Source organism: Achromobacter ruhlandii, from assembly GCF_002082135.1.
GTDB lineage: Bacteria > Pseudomonadota > Gammaproteobacteria > Burkholderiales > Burkholderiaceae_B > Achromobacter > Achromobacter ruhlandii.
Window position 1 is genome coordinate 5,719,640 of record NZ_CP017433.1, and the last position, 24,459, is coordinate 5,744,098.

At 68.6% G+C, this 24,459-nt stretch carries 19 protein-coding genes; 12 read left to right on the plus strand and 7 right to left on the minus strand.

The genetic code is table 11. The features are described 5' to 3' along the window. Window positions 1-363 precede the first annotated feature (363 nt). From AruCF_RS25995 to AruCF_RS26005, 3 genes are read right to left on the minus strand one after another with little or no spacing between them, the layout of a single operon-like run. Complete coding sequence (locus tag AruCF_RS25995) at window positions 364-1,827, minus strand: efflux transporter outer membrane subunit (protein WP_372363292.1); 1,464 nt, start codon at window positions 1,825-1,827, stop codon at window positions 364-366. Then, the gene (locus AruCF_RS26000) at window positions 1,824-3,782 is read right to left on the minus strand and encodes a MacB family efflux pump subunit (RefSeq protein ID WP_049071578.1); all 1,959 of its coding nucleotides are present in this window, start codon (window positions 3,780-3,782) and stop codon (window positions 1,824-1,826) included. Before AruCF_RS26000 ends, AruCF_RS25995 begins: the two co-directional genes overlap by 4 nt. 1 nt (window position 3,783) lies before the next feature. Beyond that, window positions 3,784-4,968, minus strand: coding sequence for an efflux RND transporter periplasmic adaptor subunit (locus AruCF_RS26005; protein ID WP_049071576.1), 1,185 nt, complete (start codon window positions 4,966-4,968; stop codon window positions 3,784-3,786). A 496-nt stretch (window positions 4,969-5,464) separates the two neighbouring features. Here AruCF_RS26005 and AruCF_RS26010 point away from each other — a divergent pair, with 496 nt between their 5' ends. The 6 genes from AruCF_RS26010 (at window position 5,465) to purU (ending at window position 10,588) form a co-directional block, all read left to right on the plus strand. After that, window positions 5,465-6,592, plus strand: coding sequence for an MFS transporter (locus AruCF_RS26010; RefSeq protein WP_049077478.1), 1,128 nt, complete (start codon window positions 5,465-5,467; stop codon window positions 6,590-6,592). Between the two features lie 2 nt (window positions 6,593-6,594). Beyond that, the gene (locus AruCF_RS26015) at window positions 6,595-7,248 is read left to right on the plus strand and encodes a gamma-glutamylcyclotransferase (RefSeq protein WP_049071574.1); all 654 of its coding nucleotides are present in this window, start codon (window positions 6,595-6,597) and stop codon (window positions 7,246-7,248) included. 152 nt (window positions 7,249-7,400) lie between these two features. Beyond that, the gene (pdxH, locus tag AruCF_RS26020; protein ID WP_049071573.1) at window positions 7,401-8,030 is read left to right on the plus strand and encodes a pyridoxamine 5'-phosphate oxidase; all 630 of its coding nucleotides are present in this window, start codon (window positions 7,401-7,403) and stop codon (window positions 8,028-8,030) included. A gap of 45 nt (window positions 8,031-8,075) precedes the next feature. Beyond that, on the plus strand, window positions 8,076-8,600 hold the full coding sequence (locus AruCF_RS26025; RefSeq protein WP_049071571.1) for a flavin reductase family protein: 525 nt from the start codon (window positions 8,076-8,078) through the stop codon (window positions 8,598-8,600). Beyond that, window positions 8,597-9,730, plus strand: a complete 1,134-nt coding sequence (locus AruCF_RS26030) for an NAD(P)/FAD-dependent oxidoreductase (RefSeq protein WP_049071569.1) — start codon at window positions 8,597-8,599, stop codon at window positions 9,728-9,730. Before AruCF_RS26025 ends, AruCF_RS26030 begins: the two co-directional genes overlap by 4 nt. Before the next feature lie 3 nt (window positions 9,731-9,733). Next, complete coding sequence (gene purU / locus AruCF_RS26035) at window positions 9,734-10,588, plus strand: formyltetrahydrofolate deformylase (protein ID WP_049071568.1); 855 nt, start codon at window positions 9,734-9,736, stop codon at window positions 10,586-10,588. Between the two features lie 43 nt (window positions 10,589-10,631). Here the strand turns inward: purU and AruCF_RS26040 are convergent, their stop codons facing one another. Beyond that, window positions 10,632-11,564, minus strand: coding sequence for a LysR family transcriptional regulator (locus AruCF_RS26040; protein ID WP_049071566.1), 933 nt, complete (start codon window positions 11,562-11,564; stop codon window positions 10,632-10,634). Window positions 11,565-11,705: 141 nt separating this feature from the next. Here AruCF_RS26040 and AruCF_RS26045 point away from each other — a divergent pair, with 141 nt between their 5' ends. The 4 genes from AruCF_RS26045 (at window position 11,706) to AruCF_RS26060 (ending at window position 17,308) form a co-directional block, all read left to right on the plus strand. Continuing rightward, window positions 11,706-13,415: an acyl-CoA dehydrogenase family protein gene (locus tag AruCF_RS26045; protein WP_049071565.1), complete on the plus strand. Its 1,710-nt coding sequence runs from the start codon at window positions 11,706-11,708 to the stop codon at window positions 13,413-13,415. Window positions 13,416-13,470: 55 nt separating this feature from the next. Further along, window positions 13,471-14,448 carry a Bug family tripartite tricarboxylate transporter substrate binding protein gene (locus tag AruCF_RS26050; protein ID WP_049071562.1) on the plus strand — a complete coding sequence of 326 codons (978 nt, stop codon included), beginning with the start codon at window positions 13,471-13,473 and terminating at the stop codon, window positions 14,446-14,448. 13 nt (window positions 14,449-14,461) lie between these two features. Next, window positions 14,462-15,583 carry a CaiB/BaiF CoA transferase family protein gene (locus AruCF_RS26055; RefSeq protein ID WP_049071561.1) on the plus strand — a complete coding sequence of 374 codons (1,122 nt, stop codon included), beginning with the start codon at window positions 14,462-14,464 and terminating at the stop codon, window positions 15,581-15,583. 321 nt (window positions 15,584-15,904) lie between these two features. Next, a complete protein-coding gene (locus AruCF_RS26060) occupies window positions 15,905-17,308 on the plus strand; it encodes an APC family permease (RefSeq protein WP_049071559.1) in 1,404 nt (467 codons plus the stop codon). An 82-nt stretch (window positions 17,309-17,390) separates the two neighbouring features. Here the strand turns inward: AruCF_RS26060 and ggt are convergent, their stop codons facing one another. Then, window positions 17,391-19,148: a gamma-glutamyltransferase gene (ggt, locus tag AruCF_RS26065; RefSeq protein ID WP_049071558.1), complete on the minus strand. Its 1,758-nt coding sequence runs from the start codon at window positions 19,146-19,148 to the stop codon at window positions 17,391-17,393. Window positions 19,149-19,276: 128 nt separating this feature from the next. Between ggt and AruCF_RS26070 the strand changes: the two genes are divergently transcribed. Then, complete coding sequence (locus tag AruCF_RS26070; RefSeq protein WP_049071556.1) at window positions 19,277-20,167, plus strand: LysR family transcriptional regulator; 891 nt, start codon at window positions 19,277-19,279, stop codon at window positions 20,165-20,167. 109 nt (window positions 20,168-20,276) lie between these two features. Here AruCF_RS26070 and AruCF_RS26075 read toward each other — a convergent pair whose 3' ends face one another. Further along, window positions 20,277-21,260 carry a tripartite tricarboxylate transporter substrate binding protein BugE gene (locus AruCF_RS26075; RefSeq protein ID WP_049071555.1) on the minus strand — a complete coding sequence of 328 codons (984 nt, stop codon included), beginning with the start codon at window positions 21,258-21,260 and terminating at the stop codon, window positions 20,277-20,279. A gap of 245 nt (window positions 21,261-21,505) precedes the next feature. On the opposite strand from AruCF_RS26075, the gene AruCF_RS26080 reads away from it, so the two are divergent. Beyond that, complete coding sequence (locus AruCF_RS26080) at window positions 21,506-22,405, plus strand: AEC family transporter (RefSeq protein ID WP_104010461.1); 900 nt, start codon at window positions 21,506-21,508, stop codon at window positions 22,403-22,405. 595 nt (window positions 22,406-23,000) lie between these two features. On the opposite strand, the gene fumC is transcribed toward AruCF_RS26080, so the two are convergent. Then, entirely contained in the window at window positions 23,001-24,392 is a 1,392-nt protein-coding gene (gene fumC / locus AruCF_RS26085) for a class II fumarate hydratase (RefSeq protein WP_049071552.1), read from the minus strand. Window positions 24,393-24,459: the final 67 nt, after the last annotated feature.

The window sequence follows — 24,459 nt, forward strand, 5'->3', positions numbered from 1 at the left end:
GGGCGCGGGGTTGGGTTCTTGAGCCGCGCGCTGCGGGGCAGGGGGGGATGGCGGGGCTACGATTGCGGTCCGGAGCGTTCGCTCCGGACTGCCCCGGCCTCAACCTCGTACGCCTTCGGCTCCCTTCGGTTTCCGGCGGGCGCATCTACACGCCCCGCCATCCCCCCCTGCCCCGCAGCGCGCTCATGATGAGGTTGAACCACGGTTGCCGTGGAGGGCGGAGTGCTTGGCGTGGTTGCGCACATTGGGGGGAAATGGAGGATATTGCGGGGCCCGCCTCAAGCCGGCCGCGCCGGCGGCCTTTGGAGGCTTACGTGGTGTCTTGCGTCGGGCGCATTCAATGGCTCCGACGTTCCAGGATAATCAGCGCCCATTGGTATCGACGGAGCCGTTCATTGCCAGGACAGCATCGTCGCCGCCTAGCGCCTGGTAGACCTTTACCTGGTTGATCAGGCGGTTCAACGCGTTCTCATCCCGCGCAATCTCCGCCGTCCGCCGCTTCTCCTGGGCGTCCAGCCAGAACCGCAACGACACCGATCCCGCTCGGTAGCGCACCTCATACAGGCGCTCCGCCTCGCGCGCCGCCTTCAGCGACGCGTCCAGCTGCTCTGCCTGCAGGCGCAACTGCGTCCGGTTCGACAACGCGTTTTCCACATCCGCCATGGCCTGGTACAAGGCCTGCCGGAAGCTCACCACCCGTTCGTCGAAATCCGCGCGCGAGACCTTCAGGTTCAGGTTCAGGCGGTTGAACTGCAGGAACGGCAGCGTCAGCGCCCCCGTCAGCGTGCCCACGGGGTTCTGCAGCACATTCGACAGCGTCGGGCTGGAGCTGCCCAGCGCGCCGGTCAGGTTCAGGGTCGGATAGAAACTGGCGCGGGCCGCGTCGATGTTGGACAACGACTCCCGCAGGCGCAGTTCGGCGGCGCGCAGGTCGGGACGGCGGCCCAGCAGTTCGGCCGGCACGCCTTCGCGCGCCTGCGGCAGCGGGTACTGCGGCAGGCGTTGCGGGTCGGCCATGGTGCGGTCGGGCGGACCGTCGAACAGGATCGCCAGCGCGTTCACGTATTCCACCCGTTGCTGCACCAGCAGCGCGTGCGCCGCCTGCTGGCTGGCCACGGTCTGTTCGGCCTCGGCCACTTCCAGCGCCGAGGCGCCGCCGGCGGCATATTGCGCGCGCACCAATTCCTGCGTCTTGCGGGCGTAGGCGATGCTCTCCAGGCTGCTGGCGATGCGCTGGTTGATGAAGGCGGTCTGCCAATACAGCGTGGCCGTGGTGCCCACCAGGGTCAACGCCGAACTCTGGCGGTCCTGCTCGCTGGCCAGCGCCTCCCATTCGGCGGCGTCGAGCTGGCGCGACAGCTTGCCCCACAGGTCGACCTCGTAGCCGATCGACAATTCGGCGCTGTTGGTGCGCGTGATTTCGCGTTCGCCGCGCAAGTTGCGCGCGCGCGTCACGTTGCCGGTGCCGGACAGTTGCGGGATCAGCTGGTCCTGCGCCAGCCCGGCCTGCAATTGCGCGCGGCGCACGCGGATGGCGGCGGCGGCCAGGTCGTTGTTGCGCGCCAGCGCGCCATCGACCAGGCCGTCCAGCACCGGGTCGTTGAAATTGCGCCACCAGGCGCCGCCTGCGGCCAGCGCGTTGGCCGGCGCGTCGGCGCCGTCGCCGTGGCGCCAGGCGGCCGGCGACTGCGTCCGCGGCGTTTCGTATTCGCTCTTGAGCAGGCCGCCGCAGCCGGCCAGGGCCAGCACCAGAGCCAGGGCGGCGGGTTTGCGGATCAGGGAAACAGCGGGTTTGCGGATCAGGGAAACAGCTTTCATCGTTCTCATTCCCGGGCCAGGGCCTCGACGGGATCCAGGCGCGCCGCGTTGCGCGCCGGGAGATAACCAAACAGCACACCAATCAGCGTCGAGCAAGTGAATGCCGCCACCATCGACGCGGTGGAATAGATCATGCGGAAGGACCCGCCGGTCGCTTTCGAGACCAGCACGCCCAGGCCCAGCGACAGCGCGATGCCCACGGCGCCGCCAATCAGGCAGACCAGCACGGCTTCGATCAGGAACTGCTGCATGATGTCGCTGCGACGCGCGCCCACCGCCATGCGCACGCCGATTTCGCGGGTACGCTCGGTCACGGACACCAGCATGATGTTCATGACGCCGATGCCGCCGACCATCAGCGAGATCAGCGCGATCAGCGACACCAGCAGCGTCATGGTGGCCGTGGTGCGCTCGATGGTCTTGCGGATCGCGTCGGTGTTGAACACGAAGAAATCCTTCACCACGTGGCGCCGCAGCAGCACCTTGGTGATGGCCTGTTCGGCCGCCGCCGGCGGCGCGGCGTCGTTGACGCGCACGGTGATGCTTTTGAGATGCTGCTGCCCCAGCACGCGCGACAGCGCCGTGGTGTAGGGAATCCACACGTTCAGGGTCTCGTTGTTGCCGAACACGGTGTCGTTCTTCTTGGTGACGCCGATCACCCGCGCCGGCATCGCCCCCAGGAACACGATCTGGCCGATCGGGTCGGTGTGCGAGCCGAACAGGGTCTTGCGGGTGCTCTCGTCGATCACCACTTCCTGGGCGCGCCGCGCCACGCTGGTGGCGTCGAAGAACTTGCCCTGCGCCAGCTTGACGGCGCGCACCCGGAAATACTGCTCGCCCACGCCCTGGATCGAGCCATTCACCGCCACGTTGCGATAGCGCAGCGTGTTGCTGGTGGAGACCTCGGGCGTGACGCTGTCCACGTAGGACTCGCGTGACAGGGCCTCGGCATCGGCCGGCACCAGGGTGCGGATGGTCAGGGCCTTTTCGTCGCCAAAGTCCTTGCCGGGAAACACTTCGACGGTATTGGTGCCGATCTCGCTGATGTCTTCCAGGATCTTCTGGCGCGAACCCTCGCCCAGCGCCACCACCGACACCACCGCGGCGATGCCGATGATGATGCCCAGCATGGTCAGCGAGGTGCGCAGGCGGTGCGCGTTCATGGCCAGCAGCGCCATGCGCAGCGCTTCGCCGCAGCGGTCCAGGTAGGCCTGCCAGGCCGGCCGCGGCGGCAGCGGCGCCGCTTCCTCGCGCTTGACCTCGATGCGCGGCGCGTCGGGGTTGCGCCGGTCCGAGACGATCTCGCCGTCGCTGATCTCGATGATGCGCTGCGCGTGCCGCGCCACGTTCATGTCGTGGGTGACCAGGATGATGGTGTGGCCGGCGGCGTTCAGTTCCTCCAGGATGCGCAGCACTTCCTGGCCGGTGTGCGTGTCCAGCGCGCCGGTCGGCTCGTCGGCCAGGATGATGTCGCCGCCATTCATCAGCGCGCGGGCGATGCTCACGCGCTGCTGCTGGCCGCCGGACAGCTGGCCCGGGCGGTGGCCGGTGCGTTCGCCCAGCCCCAGGCGCTCGAGCAGGTCGGCGGCGCGTTCCAGCCGGGCCTCGCGGCGCTTGCCGGCGTAAACGGCCGGCACCTCGACGTTGCCCTGCGCCGTCAGGTCGGACAGCAGGTGATAGCGCTGGAAGATGAAGCCGAAATGCTCGCGGCGCAATTCGGCCAGTTCGTCCGGATCCAGTTCGCCCGTGCTGCGGCCGCTGACACGGTAGTCGCCGCTGGTGGCGCGGTCCAGGCAGCCCAGGATATTCATCAGGGTCGACTTGCCCGAGCCCGACGCGCCGACGATGGCCACCATCTCCCCGGCCTCGATGGTCAGGTTGATGTCCTTGAGGACGGCGATGGTCTGCTCGCCCGCGGGGAATTCGCGCCGGACCCCGGACAGCGAAATCAACGGTTCGGCCATGTCAGCGTCCCGCCGCGGCCGCCACCGGCGCGGCGTCAGCCGACACCACGCGCTCGCCCACCTCCAGGCCTTCCAGCACCTGCGCCTGCACGTTGTTATTCATGCCGATCCTGACCTGGCGGGTCTCGGTCTGGTTGTTCTTGCCGACCACGCGGACCTCATAGCGGCCGTCCTGGCCGCGCTTGCCCAGGGCCGAGGCCGGCACCACCACGGCGTCGCGGGCCTCGCCCAGCACGATGGAAACCTGCGCGGTCATGGAAATGCGCAGCTTCTCGTCGGGGTTGGGCACGTCGAACAGCCCGTTGTAATAGACCGCCGCACTGGTGGAGGTGGAGCTGGAAGAGGTCAGCGATGCGGTGGCATCGTCCTTCTGGATCGAATCCGGCGCCGGCTCCACCGCGCGCAGCGTGGCGTGGTAACGCTGGTCCGGCTCGCCCAGGATGGTGAAATAGACCGGCAGGCCCGGCTTGACGCGAGTCACGTCGGCCTCCGAGATCTGCGCCTTGATGGTCATGGTGGCCACCTGGGCCACCTTGATGATGGTGGGCGCGCTCTGGATCGCGTTGACGGTCTGGCCTTCCTTGGTCACCACCGCCACCACCACGCCGTCGATGGGCGACACGATGCGGGTGTAGCCCAGGTTGACCTTGGCCTTGTCGACCTCGATCTCGGCCTGGACGATCTGGGCGTCGAGCGCGGCGATCTCCGCCCGCGTCACGCTCAGCGTGGCCTCGGCCGATTCATACGCTTCGCGCGAACTGGCGTCGGCCGCCAGCATCTGGCGCTGGCGGCGAAACGCCAGCTCGGCCTGCTTCAGGGTGGCGACCTTGGCGGCGCGCTCGGCGCGGCGCGTCTGCAGCGCGGCCTGTGTATTACGCAATTCATTCTGCTGGGTCAGGTCGTCGATCTCGGCGACCAACTGGCCTCGGGTCACCCGATCGCCCAGCGCCACCTTGAGCGACTTCAACTGGCCGGTGGCTTGCGCGCCGACGCTGACCCGCTCGATGGCATCCATCGTGCCGCTGGCCAGCACACTGTCTTCGAGATTGCCGCGGACGACCTCGGCCACGGCGAAGGTGGGCGGCGGCGGCGACGAGAAGAAGGCGGCGCGGACGCCAAAGGCGATGATCAGGAGAACGACGGCGATCAGGACGTAACGCTGGACTTTGCTACGAGGCTTTTTCATTGAACCAGTTCGGAGGAGGCGGCGGAGGCATCGTCCACCACTCGAATAACTCGATACGGATCGGGCCGGCTGTGCGTACCCATACTGCCCGCTCATCCTAAACGGGGGGCCGCGTCAAAGCATGGCCAATCTGTGGCGAAAGGGTGAAAAACGGTAAAGGCCCCGGCATTGGGTCCTGGGCGGGCAAAATTGTTCCGTTGCACGAACGATACATCTGTTGCGGCGCATTAGCGTTTCCATTCTATGGAACCTTGCCGCCAACATGGTGCCATCTTGCCGCATCCCTATCCCAGATGGGCCATAGATGGCGCCTATCTTGTCGCCACTGGCGATCACGGAATGCGGCGGCGCAAAAAATCCACGCCTCGACATAGGGCGACGATAGGGACAGAATGAATGCAGTTAAGCCGTATCCGTGTCCAATCCGCCCCCCTCCCCCTCTTCAAACAGCGCCGCCCCGGAATTTTCCGGGGCGGCGCTGTTGTGCGTGCTGGCCATGCTGAACCACGTGGCGCTGACCGGAGGACGCATCACCGTGTCCCTGACGGCGCTGCAGATGGGCCTGTCGACCTTCAAGGTCGGCACCCTGGTGGCCGTGTTCGCGGTGCTGCCCATGCTGTTCTCGGTGCGCGCCGGCCGCTGGGTGGACCGGGTCGGCATCGTCCGGCCGCTGGTCATCGGCACCACGCTGGTGGCGGTGGGCACGGCGCTGCCGTTCCTGTCGCAGACCCAGTTCGCGCTGCTGGTGGCGTCCTGTTGCATCGGCATCGGCTTCATGCTGCACCAGGTGGCCACGCAGGACCTGCTGGGCCATGCCGAGCCAACCCAGCGCCTGCGCAATTTCTCGCTGATGTCGCTGGCGCTGGCCGGTTCGGGTTTCTCGGGTCCGCTGATCGCCGGACTGGCGATCGACCATCTCGGCACCCGGCTGGCCTTCGGCCTGCTGACGCTGGGCCCGCTGCTGTCGGCCGCCGGCCTGTACGCGCTGCGGCACCAATTGAAGGCGGTGGATTCGCAACTGGCCGGCGCCAAGGAAGCGCAGCGCCGCCGCGTGACCGAGCTGCTGGCGGTGCCCGCGCTGCGCCGCATCCTGATGGTCAACACCATCCTGTCCGGGGCTTGGGACACGCATCTGTTCGTGGTGCCCATCTTCGGCGTCGCCATCGGCCTGTCCGCCACCACCATCGGCGTCATTCTTGCCTCCTTCGCGGCGGCAACGTTCATCATCCGCCTGGTTCTGCCCCTGATCCAGCGCCGGGTGCGTTCCTGGACGCTGGTGCGGGTGGCGATGGCCACCGCCGCCATCGACTTCATGCTTTACCCGCTGTTCACCGACGTTGGCGTCCTGATCGTGCTGTCCTTCATCCTGGGGCTTGCGCTGGGATGCTGCCAACCGAGTATGCTTTCACTACTGCACCAGCATTCGCCGCCGGGCCGCGCCGCTGAAGCGGTGGGGCTGCGGATGGCGCTGATCAACGGTTCCCAGGTATCCCTGCCGCTGACGTTCGGCGCGCTGGGTGCGGTCATTGGCGTCGCCCCGCTGTTCTGGGCCTATTCCGTGGCCCTGATGGCTGGGGGCTGGGCCAATCGCAACCCCCCGCTCGAGCCTGACCGGAAACCGTAGTCGTGAACATGCAGTCCTCTCCTCCCGTGGCCGGCGCCAGCCTGCCTTTCCGCCTCTGGACCCCTGAAGAACGGCAGGCATCGTTGCAGGATGCCTTGCGCCATTGGCGCGACGGCGAGGACGTCTGGGTATATGGGTACGGATCACTGATCTGGCGCCCCGACTTCGATTTCGAAGAGCGCCGCCTGGCCACCCTGCGCGGCCACCACCGCGCGCTGTGCCTGTGGTCGCGGGTCAACCGCGGCACGCCGGAATGCCCCGGGCTGGTGTTCGGCCTGGATCGCGGCGGCTCCTGCCGCGGCGTGGTCTACCGCCTGGCCGGCCGCCAGGTGCCGACCTATTTCCCCGCCCTGTGGGACCGGGAAATGTCCACCGGCGCCTACCTGCCCCGCTGGATCAATTGCAGCACCGAGGCCGGCCCGGTCCGCGCCCTGGTCTTCATCATGAACCGCGACAACCCGGCCTACATCCGCGCGCTGCCCGAAGCCGAACTGCTGGCCATCGTGCGGCGGGCCGCCGGCCGCTACGGTCCCTGCACCGACTACGTGGTGCAGACCGCCCAGGCCCTGCGCGCCGCCGGCATCCACGACGCCCGCCTGGACGCCATCGCCCGGCGCCTGGAACAGGACAGCCACACCCTGCCCGAGGGCGCCTGAAGCGAGCCCGGCGCGGGGCCGCCAGGGCCGGCCGAACGGCGCCGGAGGCCCTCGCGGCGCAAAAACTTGCCCAGCCCCTGCGCGGGGTCAATGAGGGGAGCGTTTCTTCGGCGGTATAAACTGCTTGTTATCAACGCTGAATCAAACGTCCCATGTCTGTCTCCGATCTGCGTCAAAGCTACGAAAAGAACGTGCTGCTGGAAAGCGAGGCCGCCGCGTCCCCGTTCGAGCAGTTCACCCGCTGGTTCGACGAGGCCCTGGCCGCCAAGGTGCCCGAGCCCAACGCCATGACCCTGGCCACCGTCGACGCCGCCGGCCAGCCCAGCGCCCGCATCGTCCTGATCAAGGGTTTCGACGAACACGGCTTCACGTTCTTCACCAACTACGAGTCGCGCAAGGGCGCCGACCTGCTGGCCGAGCCGCGCGCCTGCCTGCTGTTCTTCTGGCAGCCGCTCGAGCGCCAGGTGCGCATCGAGGGCGTGGTGGAAAAAGTGCCGGCCGAGGAATCGGACGCCTACTACCACAGCCGCCCGGCCGGTTCGCGCATCGGCGCCTGGGCCTCGCGCCAGAGCCAGCCCATCACCCGCGCCGAACTCGAAGCCCGCGAGCAGGAATTCCGCGCCCGCTACGGCGACCAGCCGCCGCGCCCGCCGCACTGGGGCGGCTACCGCCTCAAGCCCACCTCGATGGAATTCTGGCAAGGCCGGCCCTCGCGCCTGCACGACCGCCTGCGCTACGTCGCCGACGGCCAGGGCTGGAAGATCGAGCGCCTGTCGCCCTGACGCCGCCGGGCGCCGTCCCCGGCGCCCGCCCCATTTCTCAATTGCATGCCAGCCTCCTCCCCTGATTTCGACGCTGCCTTCTTCCGCACCGCGCTCGGCCGCTACGCCACCGGCGTCACGGTCGTGACCACCGCCGACCTCGATGGCGCCCCCATTGGCCTGACGGTCAGTTCGTTCAATTCGGTGTCCCTGAACCCGCCGCTGGTACTGTGGAGCCTGTCGCGCAACTCCTCGTCGCTGGCCGCCTTCGAGCAGTGCCAGCGCTACGTGGTCAATGTATTGAGCGCCGACCAGATCGCGCTGGCGCGGCGCTTCGCCACCGGCAAGACGCCGGACCGTTATGCCGGCCTGACCGTGCACCACGCGCCGGGCGGCACGCCGATGCTGGACGGCCATTGCGCCGCCTGGTTCGAATGCCACAACCGCAGCCGCTATGTCGAGGGGGATCACGTCATCATGGTGGGAGAAGTCGAACGTTGCGGCCATAGCGGCGAACCGCCGCTGGTCTTCCACGCGGGCGGTTTCGACCTGACGCCCGCCGGCGCCCGCGCGGAAGGCAGGAAGCCATGAGCGCCGACATCGATTGCGTCGTCATCGGCGCGGGCGTGGTCGGCCTGGCCATCGCCCGCGCCCTGGCCCAGTCGGGCCGCGAGGTGCTGGTGGCCGAGGCCACCGAGGCCATCGGCACCGGCACCAGTTCGCGCAATTCCGAAGTCATCCACGCCGGCATCTATTACCCGGCGGGCAGCCTCAAGGCCCGCCTGTGCGTGCGCGGCAAGCATCTGCTGTACGCCTATTGCGCCGAGCGCGGCATTCCGCACAAGCGGCTGGGCAAGCTGATCGTGGCCACCAGCGCCGAGCAGGCCGCCCAGCTCGAAAGCATCGCGCAGCGCGCCCGCGCCAACGGCGTGGACGATCTGCAGTTCATTTCCGGCGAAGACGCCATGCGGCTGGAACCGGCGCTGCGCTGCACGGCGGCGCTGGTGTCGCCGTCCACCGGCATCGTCGACAGCCACGCGCTGATGCTGGCCTACCAGGGCGATGCCGAGAACGCCGGCGCCCAGTGCGTGTTCCACACCCCGCTGGTGTCTGGCCGGGTGCGCCCCGAAGGCGGCTTCGATCTGCAGTTCGGCGGCGATGACGCCATGAGCCTGAGCTGCAACGTGCTGATCAATTCGGCCGGCCTGCAGGCGCCGGCGCTGGCGCGCCGCATCGAGGGCGTGCCGGCCGCCAGCATTCCCACCGATTACCTGTGCAAGGGCAGCTATTTCACGCTGTCCGGGCGCGCGCCGTTCTCGCGCCTGATCTACCCCGTGCCGCAACACGCCGGCCTGGGCGTGCACCTGACGCTCGACATGGGCGGCCAGGCCAAGTTCGGCCCCGACACCGAATGGGTCGGCACCGAGGACTACACCATCGACCCCGCCCGCGCCGAGGTCTTCTACGCCGCCGTGCGCAGCTACTGGCCGGCCCTGCCGGACGATGCGCTGGCGCCGGGCTATACCGGCATCCGCCCCAAGATCTCCGGACCGCACGAGCCGGCCGCCGATTTCGTTATCGCCGGCCCGGCCGCGCATGGCGTGCCCGGCCTGGTGAACCTGTTTGGCATAGAATCGCCCGGGCTGACCTCCAGCCTGGCGCTGGCCGAGGAAACCCTGGCGCGGCTGGCGGACGACGCTTCTTCTCATTCTTCCCACTGAATCATGCAGCACAACGACTACATCCTGACCCTGTCCTGCCCCGACCGCACCGGCATCGTCTTCCGCGTCAGCGGCCTGTTGTTCGAATCGGGTTGCAACATCCTCGATTCGCAGCAGTTCGGTGACGAGGAAACCGGCCGCTTTTTCCTGCGGGTGCACTTCGACCTGCCGGCCGGCGCGGCCCCGGACGCGCTGCGCGCCCGGCTGGACGAGATGGCGGCCGAGTACGACATGGATTTGCAGCTGCATGACGCGCGCCGCAAGGAACGCCTGCTGATCATGGTCAGCAAGCAGGGCCACTGCCTGAACGACCTGCTGTTCCGCGTGCACAGCGGCCAGCTGCATGCCGAAGTGGCGGCCATCGTCTCGAACCACAACGACTACGCCAGCCTGGCGGCGTCCTATGGCATCCCGTTCCACCACCTGCCGGTCACGCCCGACACCAAGGCGGAACAGGAGCAACAGGTGCTGGCGCTGGTGGACCGCTACGAGATCGACCTGGTGGTGCTGGCGCGCTACATGCAGATTCTGTCGGCCGACATGTGCCGCGCGCTCAATGGCCGCGCCATCAACATCCACCACAGCTTCCTGCCCAGCTTCAAGGGCGCCCGCCCGTACCACCAGGCGCATGCGCGCGGCGTCAAGATCATCGGCGCCACCGCCCACTTCGTCACCTCGGACCTGGACGAAGGCCCGATCATCGACCAGGACATCGAGCGCGTCGACCACACCATGACGGCGCAGGACCTGACCCAGGTCGGCAGCGACATCGAGTCGCTGGTGCTGTCGCGCGCCGTGCGCAGCCACGTCGAGCACCGCATCCTGCTGAACCGCAACAAGACCGTGGTGTTCCGCTAGCACAGTACCGGCGCCCGCATTCCTCGGCGGGGCGCCGCCCGCCTCATGAACGCCGGCCACCGTGCCGGCGTTTTGCTTGACCCGCCTCGGCTGCGGGAAACTGGCGCTCGACCAGCGCCAGCGCCTTTTCCTGCAGCGGCGAACGATCCTCGTCCGGCCAGATCACCTGGCTGACCGAGCGCGCCTCGTGCTCGAACGCGATGAACCGGGTGCCCGCCAGGCCGCTGCGCGACAGGCACGACGGCACGATCGACACGCCAAGCCCCTGCGACACCAGCGAGGCCACGCTGAGCCAGTGGCGCACCTCGTGCCGGACCACGGGCATGAAGCCCGCCCCCACGCACAGCGACAGCACGGTCTCGTAATAGCTGGGCGAGGCGGCGCGGGCGAAGAACACGAAATCGTCGCCGGCCAGGTCCGCCAACGCCAACGAACGCCGCCCGGCCAGCGCATGGCTTTGCGGCAGGCACACCACGAAGGGTTCGGCCAGCAGGTCGCGCGCCGCCACCCCGGCCGGCACCGGGTTGGCGTGGATGAAGCCCAGGTCCTGCTCGCCGCGCCGCACCGCCTCGATCTGGTCGTGCGAATTCAATTCGGTCAGCACGTGTTCCACGTCCGGCAGTTCGGCCCGCATCGACGCCAGCAGCGCCGGCAGGCCGCGGTACAGCATCGAGCCCACGAAGCCGATGCGCAGCCGGCCGCGCAGGCCGGCGTCGACCCGCTGCACCAGCATGCGCACGTCCTCGGCCTGGCGCAGCAGCGTCAGGGCCTCGCGGTACAGCACCTGGCCGGCCGCGGTCAGTTCGACGTGGCGGCTGGTGCGCGCCAGCAGGCGCGCGCCGACGTTGTCCTCGAGCTGGCGGATGGCGTAGCTCAAGGGCGGCTGGGAAATGTGCAGGCGCGCGGCGGCGCGGCTGAAATGGCGCTCTTCGGCCACGGCGATGAAATAGCGCAGCAAGCGCGGATCCAGGTCCATCGGTCTCCTCCCGGGGCGCGCCTGCCGGCGGCGCCCGAGATCCATATTTTTATTGGATAGGTCTACACCAAAACGGTATTTGTATAGATTAATCCATCATCGCACCATGCCGGAAACTCCCCTTTTGCGCAGGATGCCGCCATGGATACCCCCGCCCAGCCCCCCGTCGCCCCCGCCCACGCCGCCACGCCCGTCCCGGACGCGCGCGGCCTGAACCTGTTCCGCGCCGATCAGTACGCCGCGCCGCTGGCCCGGCGCTACCTGCCGGCCGCGCTGCACGCGCACCTGCTGCCGCACCTGGACCGCCTGGGCGGACTGGCCGGCGGCCTGATGGACGAGCTGGCGGCCACCGCCGACAAGCATCCGCCCACCCTGTCGGTGCGCAGCCGCGCCGGCGCCGACGAGTCGCGCATCGACAAGCATCCGGCCTATATCGAGCTGGAGCGCCTGGCCTACAGCGAATTCGGCCTGGCGGCGCTGTCGCATCGCGGCGGCGTGCTGGGTTGGCCCGAACCGATGCCAGCCGCCGCCAAGTACGCGCTCAGCCATCTGTTCGTGCAGGCCGAGTTCGGCCTGTGCTGCCCGGTCAGCATGACCGACTCGCTGGCGCGCACGCTGCGCAAGTTCGGCGACCCGGCGCTGGTCGAGCGGGTGCTGCCGCAGGTCACCAGCCAGGACTTCGACGCCCTGCGCCAGGGCGCCATGTTCATGACCGAGCAGGGCGCCGGCTCGGACGTCAGCGCCACCGAGGTCACGGCCACGCGCCAGGACGACGGAAGTTGGCGCATCCACGGCGACAAGTGGTTCTGCTCCAATCCCGATGCCGGCTTCGCCATGGTGCTGGCGCGCAGCGAAAGCGAGCCCGGCCTGAAGGGCGTGTCGCTGTTCCTGCTGCCGCGTGACCTGGCCGACGGCACGCACAACCACTACCGCATCCTGCGGCTCAAGGACAAGCTCGGCACCCGTTCCATGGCCAGCGGCGAAATCCGGCTGGAAGGCGCGGTGGCGTGGCTGGTGGGCGAACGCGGCAAGGGCTTCAAGCACATGGCCGACATGATCAACAACTCGCGCCTGTCCAACGGCATGCGCGCGGCCGGCCTGATGCGTCGCGCCGTCACCGAGGCCACCTACGTCTCGCAGCACCGCCGCGCGTTCGGCAAACGCCTGATCGACATGCCGCTGATGCAGCGCCAGCTGGTGAAGATGACGGTATGGGCCGAACAGGCCCGCAGCGTCATGTTCCAGACCGCCCGCGCCCTGGCGGACGCCGACCAGGGCCAGGGCGACCCGGCGCTGGCGCGCATCCTGACGCCGCTGATCAAGTTCCGCGCCTGCCGCGATGCGCGCAAGGTCACTGGCGACGCCATGGAAGTGCGCGGCGGCTGCGGCTACATCGAGGAATGGACCGAGCCGCGCCTGGTGCGCGACGCGCACCTGGGCTCGATCTGGGAAGGCACCAGCAACATCGTGGCGCTGGACGTGCTGCGCGCCATCAAGAAGGAAGGCTCGCTGCCCGCGCTGCGCCGCCATATCGACCAGTTGCTGGCCGACGGCCTGCCCTGCCCGCCCGCGCTCGCCGCCACCCAGGCCGATGCGCTGGAGCGGACCTATGCGCTGGCCGAACACGCCGCGCAGGACGACCACGCCGAACTGGCGCGCCAGGCCGCCTCGCTGCTGTACCACGCGGTGTCGATGGCGGCGCTGCGCTGGGAAGCCGCCGGCGAGGGCCTGGCCAGCCGCGCGCTGCTGGCCGACCAGGTGCTGCAGCACCGCCTGGCGCCGCGCGATCCCTACGCCATTCCCGCCGACGAAAGCGCCGCCTGCCGCGGCATCCTGCAACACGCGCTGTAGCCTGGCGCCCCCCGACGCCAGCGGCACAGCCGGCGCGCCCCCACTGGAGACAACCATGAAACGCCTGTTCACCCCCCTGCTGCTGGCGGCCGCCGCCATCGCCGCCGTCCCTCCCGCGCTGGCGGCCGACGCCTATCCGTCGCGCCCCGTGACGCTGGTGGTGCCGTTCCCGCCCGGCGGCCCGACCGACGCGCTGGCGCGCCGCCTGGCCGAAAAGCTCAAGCAGCCGCTGGGCCAGACCGTCATCGTCGAGAACCGCGCCGGCGCCGGCGGCAACATCGGTTCCGAATACGTGGCCGCCGCCAAGCCGGACGGCTACACCATCCTGTTCGGCACCTCGGGACCGCTGGCCATCAACGTCAGCCTGTACAAGAACCAGGGCTACAACCCCGAGACCAGCTTCGCGCCCATCATCCGCATCGGCCACTTGCCCAACATCCTGGTGGTGAACCCGTCGGTGCCCGCCAACAACGCGCAGGAACTGATCGCCTACGCCAAAAAGAACCCGGACAAGCTCAGCTATGCCTCGTCCGGCAACGGCGCGTCCTCGCACCTGGCCGGCATCCTGTTCAACCAGATGGCCGGCACCCGCATCATGCACATTCCCTACAAGGGCACGGGGCCGGCGCTCAACGACCTGCTGGGCGGCCAGGTGTCGATGTCGTTCACCGACATCCTGACCGCGCTGCCATACATCAAGGCCGGCAAGCTGCGCGCCATCGGCCTGGCCAGCGCGCAACGCTCGGACGCGCTTCCCGACCTGCCGACGCTGTCCGAACAGGGCCTGTCGGGCTATGACGTCAGCGTGTTCTTCGGCATCGTCGCGCCCAAGGCCACCCCGCCCGAGACCGTGGCCAAGCTGAACCAGGCATTCCAGGCCGCGCTGTCGGACCCCGCGATCGAACAGACCCTGCGCAGCCAGGGCATCGTGCGCGCCCAGGACCAGACGCCGCAGGGACTGTCCCGCTTCATCACGGCCGAAGTGCCCAAGTGGCGCACGCTCATCAAGAGCGCCAACGTTTCCATCGACTGACCGCAGAGGCTCCATGGCTCCCAAGCTTCCCGATGCCGGCGCCCTCGCCGGCTGCAAAGTGATCGACCTGTCGCGCGTGCTGGGCGGTCCTTATTGCACCCAGATCCTGGCCGACCACGGCGCCGACGTGCTCAAGATCGAGCCGCCCGGCGGCGACGAGACGCGCGGCTGGGGCCCGCCGTTCCAGGGCGATACCGCGTCGTACTTCGTCGGCGTCAACCGCAACAAGCGCGGCATGACGCTGGACCTGTCGCAGGCGGCCGGACAGGAACTGCTGCGCCACCTGCTGGCCGACGCCGACGTGCTGGTCGAGAACTTCAAGCCAGGCACGCTGGAGAAGTGGGGGCTGGGCTACGACACCTTGAAAGAACGCTTCCCGAAACTGATCCACTGCCGCGTCAGCGGCTTCGGCGCCGACGGCCCGCTGGGCGGCCTGCCGGGCTACGACGCCTGCGCGCAGGCCATGTGCGGACTGATGAGCGTGAACGGCGAGGCCGATGGCGACGCCACCCGCGTCGGCCTGCCGGTGGTGGACATGGTGACGGGCCTGAACGCGGCAGTGGCGATTCTGCTGGCGCTGAACGAACGCGTGCGCAGCGGCCTGGGGCAGTTCCTCGACATCACGCTGTACGACTGCGCGCTGTCGCTGCTGCATCCGCACGCGCCCAATTACTTCTACAGCGGCAAGACGCCGGGCCGCAGTGGCAACGCGCATCCGAACATCGCGCCCTACGAAACCCTGCCCACGGCCAGCGGCCCGATCTTCCTGGCGGTCGGCAACAACCGTCAGTTCGCGCAGCTGGCGCAGGTGCTGGAGGCGCCGGCGCTGGCGACGGACCCGCGCTATGCCGCCAACGCCGACCGGCTGGCGCACCGCCAGGCCCTGCGCGACGACCTGTCCGCGCTGCTCGCGCAGCACGACGCCGCGGCGCTGGCGGACCGCCTGCTGCGCGCCGGCGTGCCAGCCGCGGCGGTGCAGACCGTGGACCAGGCGCTGGCCCATCCGCACACGAAGCATCGCGGCATGGTGCTGGAACAGGGCGACTACCGCGGCGTCGGTTCGCCGATCAAGCTGTCGCGCACGCCCGCCACGCTGCGCCGCCTGCCGCCCGACCTAGCGCCGTCCCAGCCATAGCGGCCAGGGCAGCGCCCCCGCTCCGAGCGCCTTCCCGCCCGCCTCGCGCGGGCATTTTCATGCCCGCCCAAGCGGCCATCGCCCCCGGGATTGCCGCCTTTCCCTACACGCGCTTGCATGTCTTGCATGCACAGACAATTCGTTGCATGACTGTTGCACTGCCGCGTGCACGGCCGATTTAGACTTTTCCCCATCACACCGGCCCGCCCCTCCTGGCGGGCTCCGGGGGAGCGACGCGCGGCGACATCCGCGCAGCATGCCCGCTCCCTCGACGTTGCCCTGGCGCGACTCCCCCATCGAACGAGAACAAGGAGAAAGACTATGGCCACGAACGCCTCCAGCGGCGAGCCGCAACAGAACGCCCCGCTCAAGCGGGTGATGGGCCCCAAGCTGCTGCTGCTTTTCATCGTCGGCGACATCCTGGGCACGGGCGTCTACGCCCTGACCGGACAGGTCGCCAAGGAAGTCGGCGGCGCGGCCTGGCTGCCGTTCCTGGTGGCCTTCGGCGTGGCGCTGCTGACCGCGCTGTCGTACCTGGAACTGGTCACCAAGTACCCGAAAGCCGCGGGCGCCGCGCTTTACGTGCACAAGGCGTTCGGCGTGCATTTCCTGACCTTCATCGTCTGCTTCACCGTGATGTGCTCGGGCCTGACCTCGGCCGCGACGGCGTCGCAGGCTTTCGCGGCCAACCTGTTCGCGGCCTTCGGCATCGAGGCCAGCAAGGCGTGGATCACCATGGGCGCGCTGGGCTTCATGGCGCTGGTGATGCTGGTGAACCTACGCGGCGCGTCCGAAAGCGTGCGCGCCAATGTGGTCCTGACGCTGATCGAACTGTCGGGCCTGCTGATGGTCATTCTGCTGGGCTTCTACGCCATGTCGGAAGGCCAGGCCGATTTCTCGCGCGTCATCGCTTTCGACACACCGGAAGACAAGAGCGTGTTCCTGGCCGTCACCTCGGCCACGGCGCTGGCGTTCTTCGCCATGGTCGGCTTCGAGGACTCCGTCAACATGGCCGAGGAAACGCACAACCCCAGCCGCATCTTTCCCAAGGTGATGCTGACCGGATTGGGCCTGACGGCAGTGATCTACGTATTGGTGTCGATCTGCGCGGTGGCGCTGGTGCCAGTGGGCGAACTGGCCAGCAGCAGCACGCCGCTGGTGCTGGTGGTCAAGCGCGCCGCGCCTGGCCTGCCGGTGGAATACATCATGCCGGTGATCTCGATGTTCGCCGTGGCCAACTCGGCCCTGATCAACATGATGATGGCCAGCCGCCTGCTGTACGGCATGTCGCGCCAGGGCGTGCTGCCGGCCTTCCTGGCGCACGTGCATCGCCGCAACCAGACCCCGTGGACGGCCATCCTGTTCACCACCGCGCTGGCCTTCGGCCTGATCATCCTGGTGGCGCTGGCCGATTCCGAGGCTATCCGCGCCCTCGGCGGCACCACGGCGCTGCTGCTATTGGGCGTGTTCGCCTTCGTCAACGTGGCGGTGCTGGTGCTGCGCCGTGACCAGGTCAAGCACGAGCATTTCCGCATCAACCGCATCGTGCCGTGGCTGGGCGCGGCCGCCTGCCTGTTCCTGGTCACGCCGCTGACCGGGCGCGACCTGATCCAGTACCAGGTGGCGGGCTGGCTGCTGTTGCTGGGCGTGGCGATGTGGGGCGTGACCTACCTGGCGCGCAGCCGCGAGGACAAGATGCGGCTGGATCCGTCGGCGCTGGAATGAACCGTTGCGCCTGGCCCCGCCGCTCGCGGGGCCGGGCGGCCAGCGTTTCGGAAGCCGGGCGGCAGGCCCGCAATGAAAAGCTTCAACCGCCTTGGGCCAGGCCCTCGCGGCGCGGATCGACACCGCCCTGCAAGCCTTCGGCATCGATCACGATGCCGTGGATACCGCTGGGGAACTCGGTGATCTTCACCGGATGCCCCATGCGTTCGAGGGCCGGCGCCAGCGCTTCCAGCGCGGTGCCCTTCTCCAGCTCGGTCTCCTTGTTGCGGCTGCCCAGGTTCGGCAGGGCCGCCGCGGCCTGGATATCGAGCTTCCAGTCCAGCACCGCAACAATGGTCTTGGCGACGTAGTTGATGATGGCGCTGCCGCCCGGTGATCCCACCAGCAGGTAGGGCTTGCCGTCGCGCAGCACGATCATCGGCGCCATGGCGCTGCGCGGGCGCTTGCCGGGTTCGACGCGGTTGGCCACCAGCCGCCCTTCGGGATCCTTGAACGACGACGAAAAATCCGTCATCTCGTTGTTCAGCAGGAAGCCGCGCACGAAGATCTTGCTGCCGAATTCGTTCTCGATGGTGGTCGTCATCGACAGCGCATTGCCATCGGCGTCCACCGCCACCAGGTGGCTGGTGGAAGGCTGCTCCAGGGCGTTGTCACGCCCCCGCGACAGCAGCTTGCCTTCGGGGTCGCCGGGCAGCGCCACCTTCATGCTGCGGTCGGGCCGGATCAGCGCCCCGCGGGCGCGCAGGTACGCGGGGTCCAGCATCGCGCGCACCGGCACGCGGACGAAATCCGGGTCGGCCACGTAGAAATCGCGGTCGGCGAAGGCCAGCCGGCCGGCCTCGGCGAAGTAGTGCACCGCCTCGACGCTGCCGGGCGCGAAATCGCCGATCGGATATTGCTCCAGTTCGCCCAGCATCTGCAGCACCGCGATCGGGCCGCTGCTGGGCGGCCCCATGCCGCACAGCTCGTAGCCGCGATAGGCGCCGCAGACCGGCTCGCGCTGCCGCGCCTGATAGCCCGCCAGGTCGGCCAGCGTCAGATCGCCCGGCTTGGGATGCGCATGCACCGCGGCCACGATGTCGCGGGCGATATCGCCCTGGTAGAAGGCGTCGGCGCCGCCCTGCGCCACGGCCCGCAGCGTGGCGGCGAAGGCGGGATTCTTCAGCACGTGACCGACCGGCCAGGCGCTGCCGTCCGGCGCATAGAAATAGGCCGCGGCGGCCGGCTGGCGCGGCAATTCCTTGTTGCCCGCCAGCAGCTTGTGCAGGCGCGGCGACACCGCGAAGCCCTGCTCGGCCAGCCGGATGGCGGGCTGGAACAGGTCGGCCCACGGCAGCTTGCCCTGGCGCTTGTGCGCCATCTCCAGGCCGCGCAGCAGGCCCGGCACGCCCACGGCCATGCCGTTATTGACCGCCTGCGCGAACGGCAGCGGCTTGCCCTCGGCATCCAGGAAGCGATCGGGCCGCGCCGCGGCCGGCGCGGTTTCGCGGCTGTCGTAGGTGACGATGGCGCGGTCCTTGGCCGAATACACCACCATGAAGGCGCCGCCGCCGATGCCGGAGGATTGCGGCTCGACCAGGTTCAGCACCAGCTGCGTGGCGATGGCGGCATCCACCACGCTGCCGCCGCGCTTGAGCATTTCGTTGCCGGCGGCGGTCGCCAGGGGGTTGGCGGCGACCACCATGAAATGCGCGGCGCGCGCCAGTTCGCGGGCCTGGCTGCCCGTGGCGGCCTCGGGATTCCGGTCCTCCGTGGCCGCCGGCGAACGCGCCCAGGCGGACGGCGTCGCGGCCAGCATGACGGCGAGCAGGAGGGCGGCGGAGGAACGGCGCACGCGCATGGGACAAGCTCCAGGATGACGCCGGACGCCCGGCTTGGATGTCCATGATAGACAAGACCCGCGCCGCTGTCGCACGCGCGCCGCCGCGCCGTAGAATGCGGGATTGCGCCGATACCCTCCTTTGCTCCATGCGCCTGCGCCACATCGAGATCTTCGAAGCGATCCGCCGCACCGGTTCCCTGACCCAGGCCGCGGCGGCGCTGCACATCACCCAGCCCGCGGCCAGCAAGCTGCTGGCCAGCGCCGAGTCGCAGCTGGGCTTCAGGCTGTTCGAGCGGGTCAAGGGCCGCCTGGTGGCCACGCGCGAGGCCGACATCCTGACGCCCGAAGTGGCGCGCCTGAACCAGGACCTGGACAGCGTGCGCCGGCTGGCCGCCAGCCTGCGCGACCGGCCCCATGCGCACCTGCGGCTGGGCTGCGCCCCGGCGCTGGGCCTGGGCCTGCTGCCCGGCGTGGTGCGCGACAGCCGCGATGCGCAACCCGGCCTGACCTTCGATATCCACACCTATCACAGCAGCGAGCTGGTGCGGGGCATGCTGACACGCGAGCTGGACCTGGCGGTAACCTTCGACACCGGCGAGACGCCGGGCCTGACGCGCACCGAACTGGGCCAGACCGAACTGGTCCACCTGGGTCGCGGCCCCGACGGCGGCCCGCTGGCGCTGGCCGACATCGCCGGCGACAGCCTGATCCTGCTGGACGCCAGCGACGCCGCCGGCGCCCTGCTCCAAATGGCGCTGGACGCGCAGGGCGTGGACCCGCACGCCGCGATCCGCGTGCAGACCCACTACGTCGCCTGCGCGCTGGCGCAGGCCGGCGCGGGTGACGCCATCGTCGACGCCATTACCGCCCAGGCCATGCTGCGACCCGACATGCGCCTGCGGCGCCTGTCGCCCACGCTGGGCGTGCCAATCAGCGTGCTGACGCGCAGCCAGGATCCGCTGACGGCGGTGCATCGCGACCTGATCGATCGATTGCGCGCGGCCTGCGAAGCAAGCCAGGCAGCGCTGGAACGCTGACCGCGCCGGCGGGGGGCCCACGCGCAACAAAGCAAGAGGCGCCCCGCGGGGCGCCTCCTTTTCAGGCTGCTGGCGGGCGGCGGGCCGAAGCGCCCGCGCCCTCAGGCCATCAATCCAGCTTGATGTTCTGCTTCTTCACGACGTCCTTCGCCCAGTCGTACTGTTCCTTGATTTCCTTGGCGAACTCTTCCGGCGTGTTGCCCGACGGGGCCGAGCCCTGATCGTCCAGCGCCTTGATGACCTTGGGGTCCTTCAGGGCCACCACGGCGGCATCGCGCAGCTTGTTCACGACTTCCATCGGCGTGCCCTTGGGCGCCAGCAGGCCGTACCAGACCGGCTGGTTCAGCACCGGGAAGCCGGCCTGCTTGAAGTTCGGCACGCCCTTGAGCGAGGCGATGTCTTCCGGCCAGGCGATCGCCATGGCGTTCAGCTTGCCCGCCTGGATCTGCGGCATGGAGGACGGCAGGTTGTCGAAGATGATTTCGATCTGGCCGCCAACGGCGTCGGCCACGGCCGGGCCCGAACCCTTGTAGGGCACGTGCACGATGTCGGTGCCGGTGGCCATCTTGAACGATTCGCCCATCAGGTGCAGCACGCCGCAAGTGCCCGAACTGCCGTACGAATACTTGCCCGGGTTCTTCTTCAGTTCTTCGACGAAGCCCTTGAAGTCCTTGGCCGGGAACTTCGGATTCACCGCGACCACGTTGGCGGTGTTGGCGAAGTTGGTGACCGGCTGGAAGTCCTTGATCGGATCGTACGGCAGGTCGTTGGGACGGCACGCCGGATTGACGGCCATGGTGGAGACGGTGGCGATCGACAGCGTGTAGCCATCCGGCGCCGCGCGCGCGGCTTCGGCCGCGCCGATGGCGCCACCGGCGCCGCCCTTGTTCTCGACCACCATGGGCTGGCCGAGTTCCTGGCTCATGCGCTGCGTCACGAGGCGCGCGATGATGTCGGTGGAGCCGCCGGGCGCGAACGGAACGATGACGCGGATCGGCTTGTCGGGGTACTTGTCGGCGGCATGCGCAGCCGAAGCGCCGATCGTGCCGGTGGCCAGTGCGATGGCGACAGCCAGGGAGCGAATTTTCATCATTGGTGTGTTTCCTCCAAATGTGCGAGCCCGAGTGTGAACGGACCGTCTTGTGGCGCCCCCGTCTGTGGACGGGACAGCAGTTAGCGTTGGCGGGGCATCGCTTGTATGCAGGGCCGGAAGCCGTGCTGTTTATTGAGTTGCTTGTGGCACACGCGCCCGCCAGAATGACGGAGAATAGCAGCAAATGCTTACAGTCGCATAGCGTGCCGATCCCCGGCGGGCGCTCTCGAAAAAACACAATCCCCATGTCGGTCGCACTGCTGGTTTTCCCTGATTTCATGCTGGTCGCGCTGGGTTGGGCGCTGCGCCACAAACTCAATTTCTCACGTGAATTCTTCGCGGGCACCGAGCGCCTGGTGTACTTCGTGCTGTTCCCCGCCCTGCTGTTCCAATCCATCCTGCGCACGCCGATCAGCGCCGGCAACGCCGCAATACTGTTGCAGGCCACGGCGGCGGTGATCGTCTCGGGCGTGGCGCTGTCGTGGCTGGCGGGGCTGGTGCTCAAGCCGACGTCGCTGGGGCTGGCCTCGTCGGCGCAGTGCGGCTATCGATTCAACACGTATATCGGACTGGCCCTATCCGCCAGCCTGGGCGGCACGCAGGGGCAGACAGTGATGGCGCTGATCATCGGCTTCGCGGTGCCGATGGCGAACATCGCGGCGGTGTACGGGCTGGCGCGCCACAACGGCGGCAACCTGCTGCGCGAGCTGGCGCGCAATCCGCTGGTGGTGTCGACCCTGGCGGGCCTGGTGTGCAATCTCGCGGGGCTGCATCTGCCGGGGCCGGTGGACACGGTGCTGGCGCGTCTGGGCGCGGCGGCGATCGCGCTGGGGATCCTGTGCGTGGGCGCCAGCCTGGCGTGGGAAGGCGGCAAGGGCTATGGCGGACTGATCGCGTGGATGCTGGCGGTGAAGCTGGTGGCGTTGCCGCTGGTGGCGCTGGGCGTGGCCAGGTTGCTGGGGCTGGCGCCGCTGGAGGCGCGGATGCTGTTGCTGTTTGCGGCGTTGCCGACGGCTTCGGCGGCTTATGTGCTGGCGATGCGGATGGGGGGAGATGGGAGGATGGTGGCTGTGCTCATTTCCCTGGGGACGTTGTTTTCTGCGTTGACGATTCCTGCTTGGGTGTTGTTGGCGGGGAGCGCTTAGGGGCTTCCTTGGTTGCGCGGCTCGCGGGTTTTTGCGGCGGTTGCTTTCTTCGTAGGTCGCCCCTCGCGGCGGCGTTGGGCCGTGTGAGCGCCCACGATTGCGGTCCGGAGCGTTCGCTCCGGACCGCCCCGTTGTCATCCTCGTCTTCGCCTTCGGCGACTCCTCCGGATTCCCTCGGGCGTATCGAGGTTGCTCACACGGCCCAACGCCACCGCGAGGGGCTACGGGGGTTGAGAAATGTCGCGCTGCTGGGCCGAGGGACAGGGAGGGGATTTGCGTTGCCCGCCAGGTCCGGCCGCGCGGGCGGCCGGACCTGGCATACATGGTTGTGTGCGTCGGGGGAGTGTGCGCTGCGCGTCTGCGCGGACGGCGCGCTATGGCGGCGCGCGCAGTGCGGCGTGATGAGAGACTGGAACGACGGGGGGGACCACATCCTCTGGATGAAGAGGGGCTCGGTCAGCCGCGTGGTGCGGCCGCGCCATCAAGCGCGGCGCGAAAATAAAAGCCGCCCCTCTGAACTGCCCCCCGAAGGTTGAATCCATGTCCAACTCTCGGGGGGGCAGTTCACTCGGGGCGGCGTTTTTTTGCGGCGGGATTACTTGCCGGCGTTGGTCATGCTGCCGGGGACGACCCATTCTGCGAATTGGGCTTCGGTGACGTAGCCCAGGGCCAGGGCCGATTCCTTCAGCGACAGGCCCTCCTTGTGCGCCTTCTTGGCGATCTGGGCGGCCTTGTCGTAGCCGATGTGGGGGTTCAGGGCGGTGACCAGCATCAGCGAGCGGTCGACCAGTTCGGCGATGCGTTCGCGGTTGGGTTGGATGCCGGCGGCGCAGTGCTTGTCGAAGCTGGCCATGCCGTCGGTCAGGAGGCGCACGGACTGCAGGAAGTTGTGGATCACCAGGGGCTTGTAGACGTTCAGCTCGAAGTTGCCGCTGGCGCCGCCGATGTTGATGGCGACGTCGTTGCCCAGGACCTGGGCGGCCAGCATGGTGATGGCTTCGCACTGGGTCGGGTTGACCTTGCCCGGCATGATGGAGCTGCCCGGTTCGTTTTCGGGGATGCTGATTTCGCCCAGGCCGGAGCGCGGGCCGCTGGACAGCCAGCGCACGTCGTTGGCGATCTTCATGAGGCCGGCGGCGAGCGACTTGAGGGCGCCGTGGGCGAACAGCAGGGCTTCGTGAGAGGCCAGGGCCTGGAACTTGTTGGGCGCGGAGACGAAGGCGGTTTCGGTGGCGTGGGCCAGCTCGGCCGAGACCTTGGCGGAAAACTGCGGGTGCGCGTTCAGGCCGGTGCCGACGGCGGTGCCGCCGATGGCCAACTGGTGCAGGCCCGGCAGCGTGGCGCGGATCTGCTGTTCGGCCAGGTCGAGCTGGGCGACGTAGCCGGACAGTTCCTGGCCCAGCGTCAGCGGGGTGGCGTCCTGCAGGTGGGTGCGGCCGATCTTGACGATGTCGTAGAACTCGGCGCTCTTGGCGGCGAAGGTGGCGCGCAGGGTCTTCAGCGCCGGCAGCAGATGGTGCTCGACCTGGACGGCGGCGGCCACGTGCATGGCGGTGGGGAAGGTATCGTTGGACGACTGGCCGCGGTTGACGTGGTCGTTGGGGTGCACCTTGCGTTCTTCGCCGCGCACGCCACCCAGCAGTTCCGAGGCGCGGTTGGCCAGCACCTCGTTCATGTTCATGTTGCTTTGCGTGCCCGAGCCGGTCTGCCACACGGACAGCGGGAATTCGTTGGGCCACTTGCCCGCGATGACTTCATCGGCGGCGCGGATGATGCCGTCGGCGATCTTGGGATCGAGTTCGCCCAGGTCGGCGTTGACCTTGGCGGCCGCGCGCTTCAGGCGCGCCATCGCGATCACCAGCGGCTCGGGCATCTTTTCGGTGGAGATCGCGAAAAAATGCAGCGAACGCTGCGTCTGCGCGCCCCAGAGGTGATCCTCGGGGACTTCGATGGGGCCAAAAGTGTCTTTTTCGATGCGGGTCTTCATGGCGCTTACTGCTCCGTGGCGGCGTCCGTCTCGGCCGGCGGGACCCGCCTGGCCGGACGTATTTGAG

Excerpts from the sequence above, each read along its gene's own strand:
- AruCF_RS26030 (WP_049071569.1), top strand. The coding sequence starts at position 8,597 with ATGAGCGCCGACATCGATTGCGTCGTCATCGGCGCGGGCGTGGTCGGC.
- AruCF_RS26025 (WP_049071571.1), top strand. The coding sequence starts at position 8,076 with ATGCCAGCCTCCTCCCCTGATTTCGACGCTGCCTTCTTCCGCACCGCG.
- purU (WP_049071568.1), top strand. The coding sequence starts at position 9,734 with ATGCAGCACAACGACTACATCCTGACCCTGTCCTGCCCCGACCGCACC.
- AruCF_RS26010 (WP_049077478.1), top strand. The coding sequence starts at position 5,465 with ATGCTGAACCACGTGGCGCTGACCGGAGGACGCATCACCGTGTCCCTG.
- AruCF_RS25995 (WP_372363292.1), bottom strand. The coding sequence starts at position 1,827 with ATGAGAACGATGAAAGCTGTTTCCCTGATCCGCAAACCCGCTGTTTCC.
- ggt (WP_049071558.1), bottom strand. The coding sequence starts at position 19,148 with ATGCGCGTGCGCCGTTCCTCCGCCGCCCTCCTGCTCGCCGTCATGCTG.
- AruCF_RS26040 (WP_049071566.1), bottom strand. The coding sequence starts at position 11,564 with ATGGACCTGGATCCGCGCTTGCTGCGCTATTTCATCGCCGTGGCCGAA.
- AruCF_RS26060 (WP_049071559.1), top strand. The coding sequence starts at position 15,905 with ATGGCCACGAACGCCTCCAGCGGCGAGCCGCAACAGAACGCCCCGCTC.
- AruCF_RS26050 (WP_049071562.1), top strand. The coding sequence starts at position 13,471 with ATGAAACGCCTGTTCACCCCCCTGCTGCTGGCGGCCGCCGCCATCGCC.
- AruCF_RS26000 (WP_049071578.1), bottom strand. The coding sequence starts at position 3,782 with ATGGCCGAACCGTTGATTTCGCTGTCCGGGGTCCGGCGCGAATTCCCC.
- AruCF_RS26080 (WP_104010461.1), top strand. The coding sequence starts at position 21,506 with ATGTCGGTCGCACTGCTGGTTTTCCCTGATTTCATGCTGGTCGCGCTG.
- AruCF_RS26055 (WP_049071561.1), top strand. The coding sequence starts at position 14,462 with ATGGCTCCCAAGCTTCCCGATGCCGGCGCCCTCGCCGGCTGCAAAGTG.
- AruCF_RS26070 (WP_049071556.1), top strand. The coding sequence starts at position 19,277 with ATGCGCCTGCGCCACATCGAGATCTTCGAAGCGATCCGCCGCACCGGT.
- AruCF_RS26045 (WP_049071565.1), top strand. The coding sequence starts at position 11,706 with ATGGATACCCCCGCCCAGCCCCCCGTCGCCCCCGCCCACGCCGCCACG.
- fumC (WP_049071552.1), bottom strand. The coding sequence starts at position 24,392 with ATGAAGACCCGCATCGAAAAAGACACTTTTGGCCCCATCGAAGTCCCC.
- AruCF_RS26075 (WP_049071555.1), bottom strand. The coding sequence starts at position 21,260 with ATGATGAAAATTCGCTCCCTGGCTGTCGCCATCGCACTGGCCACCGGC.
- AruCF_RS26005 (WP_049071576.1), bottom strand. The coding sequence starts at position 4,968 with ATGAAAAAGCCTCGTAGCAAAGTCCAGCGTTACGTCCTGATCGCCGTC.
- pdxH (WP_049071573.1), top strand. The coding sequence starts at position 7,401 with ATGTCTGTCTCCGATCTGCGTCAAAGCTACGAAAAGAACGTGCTGCTG.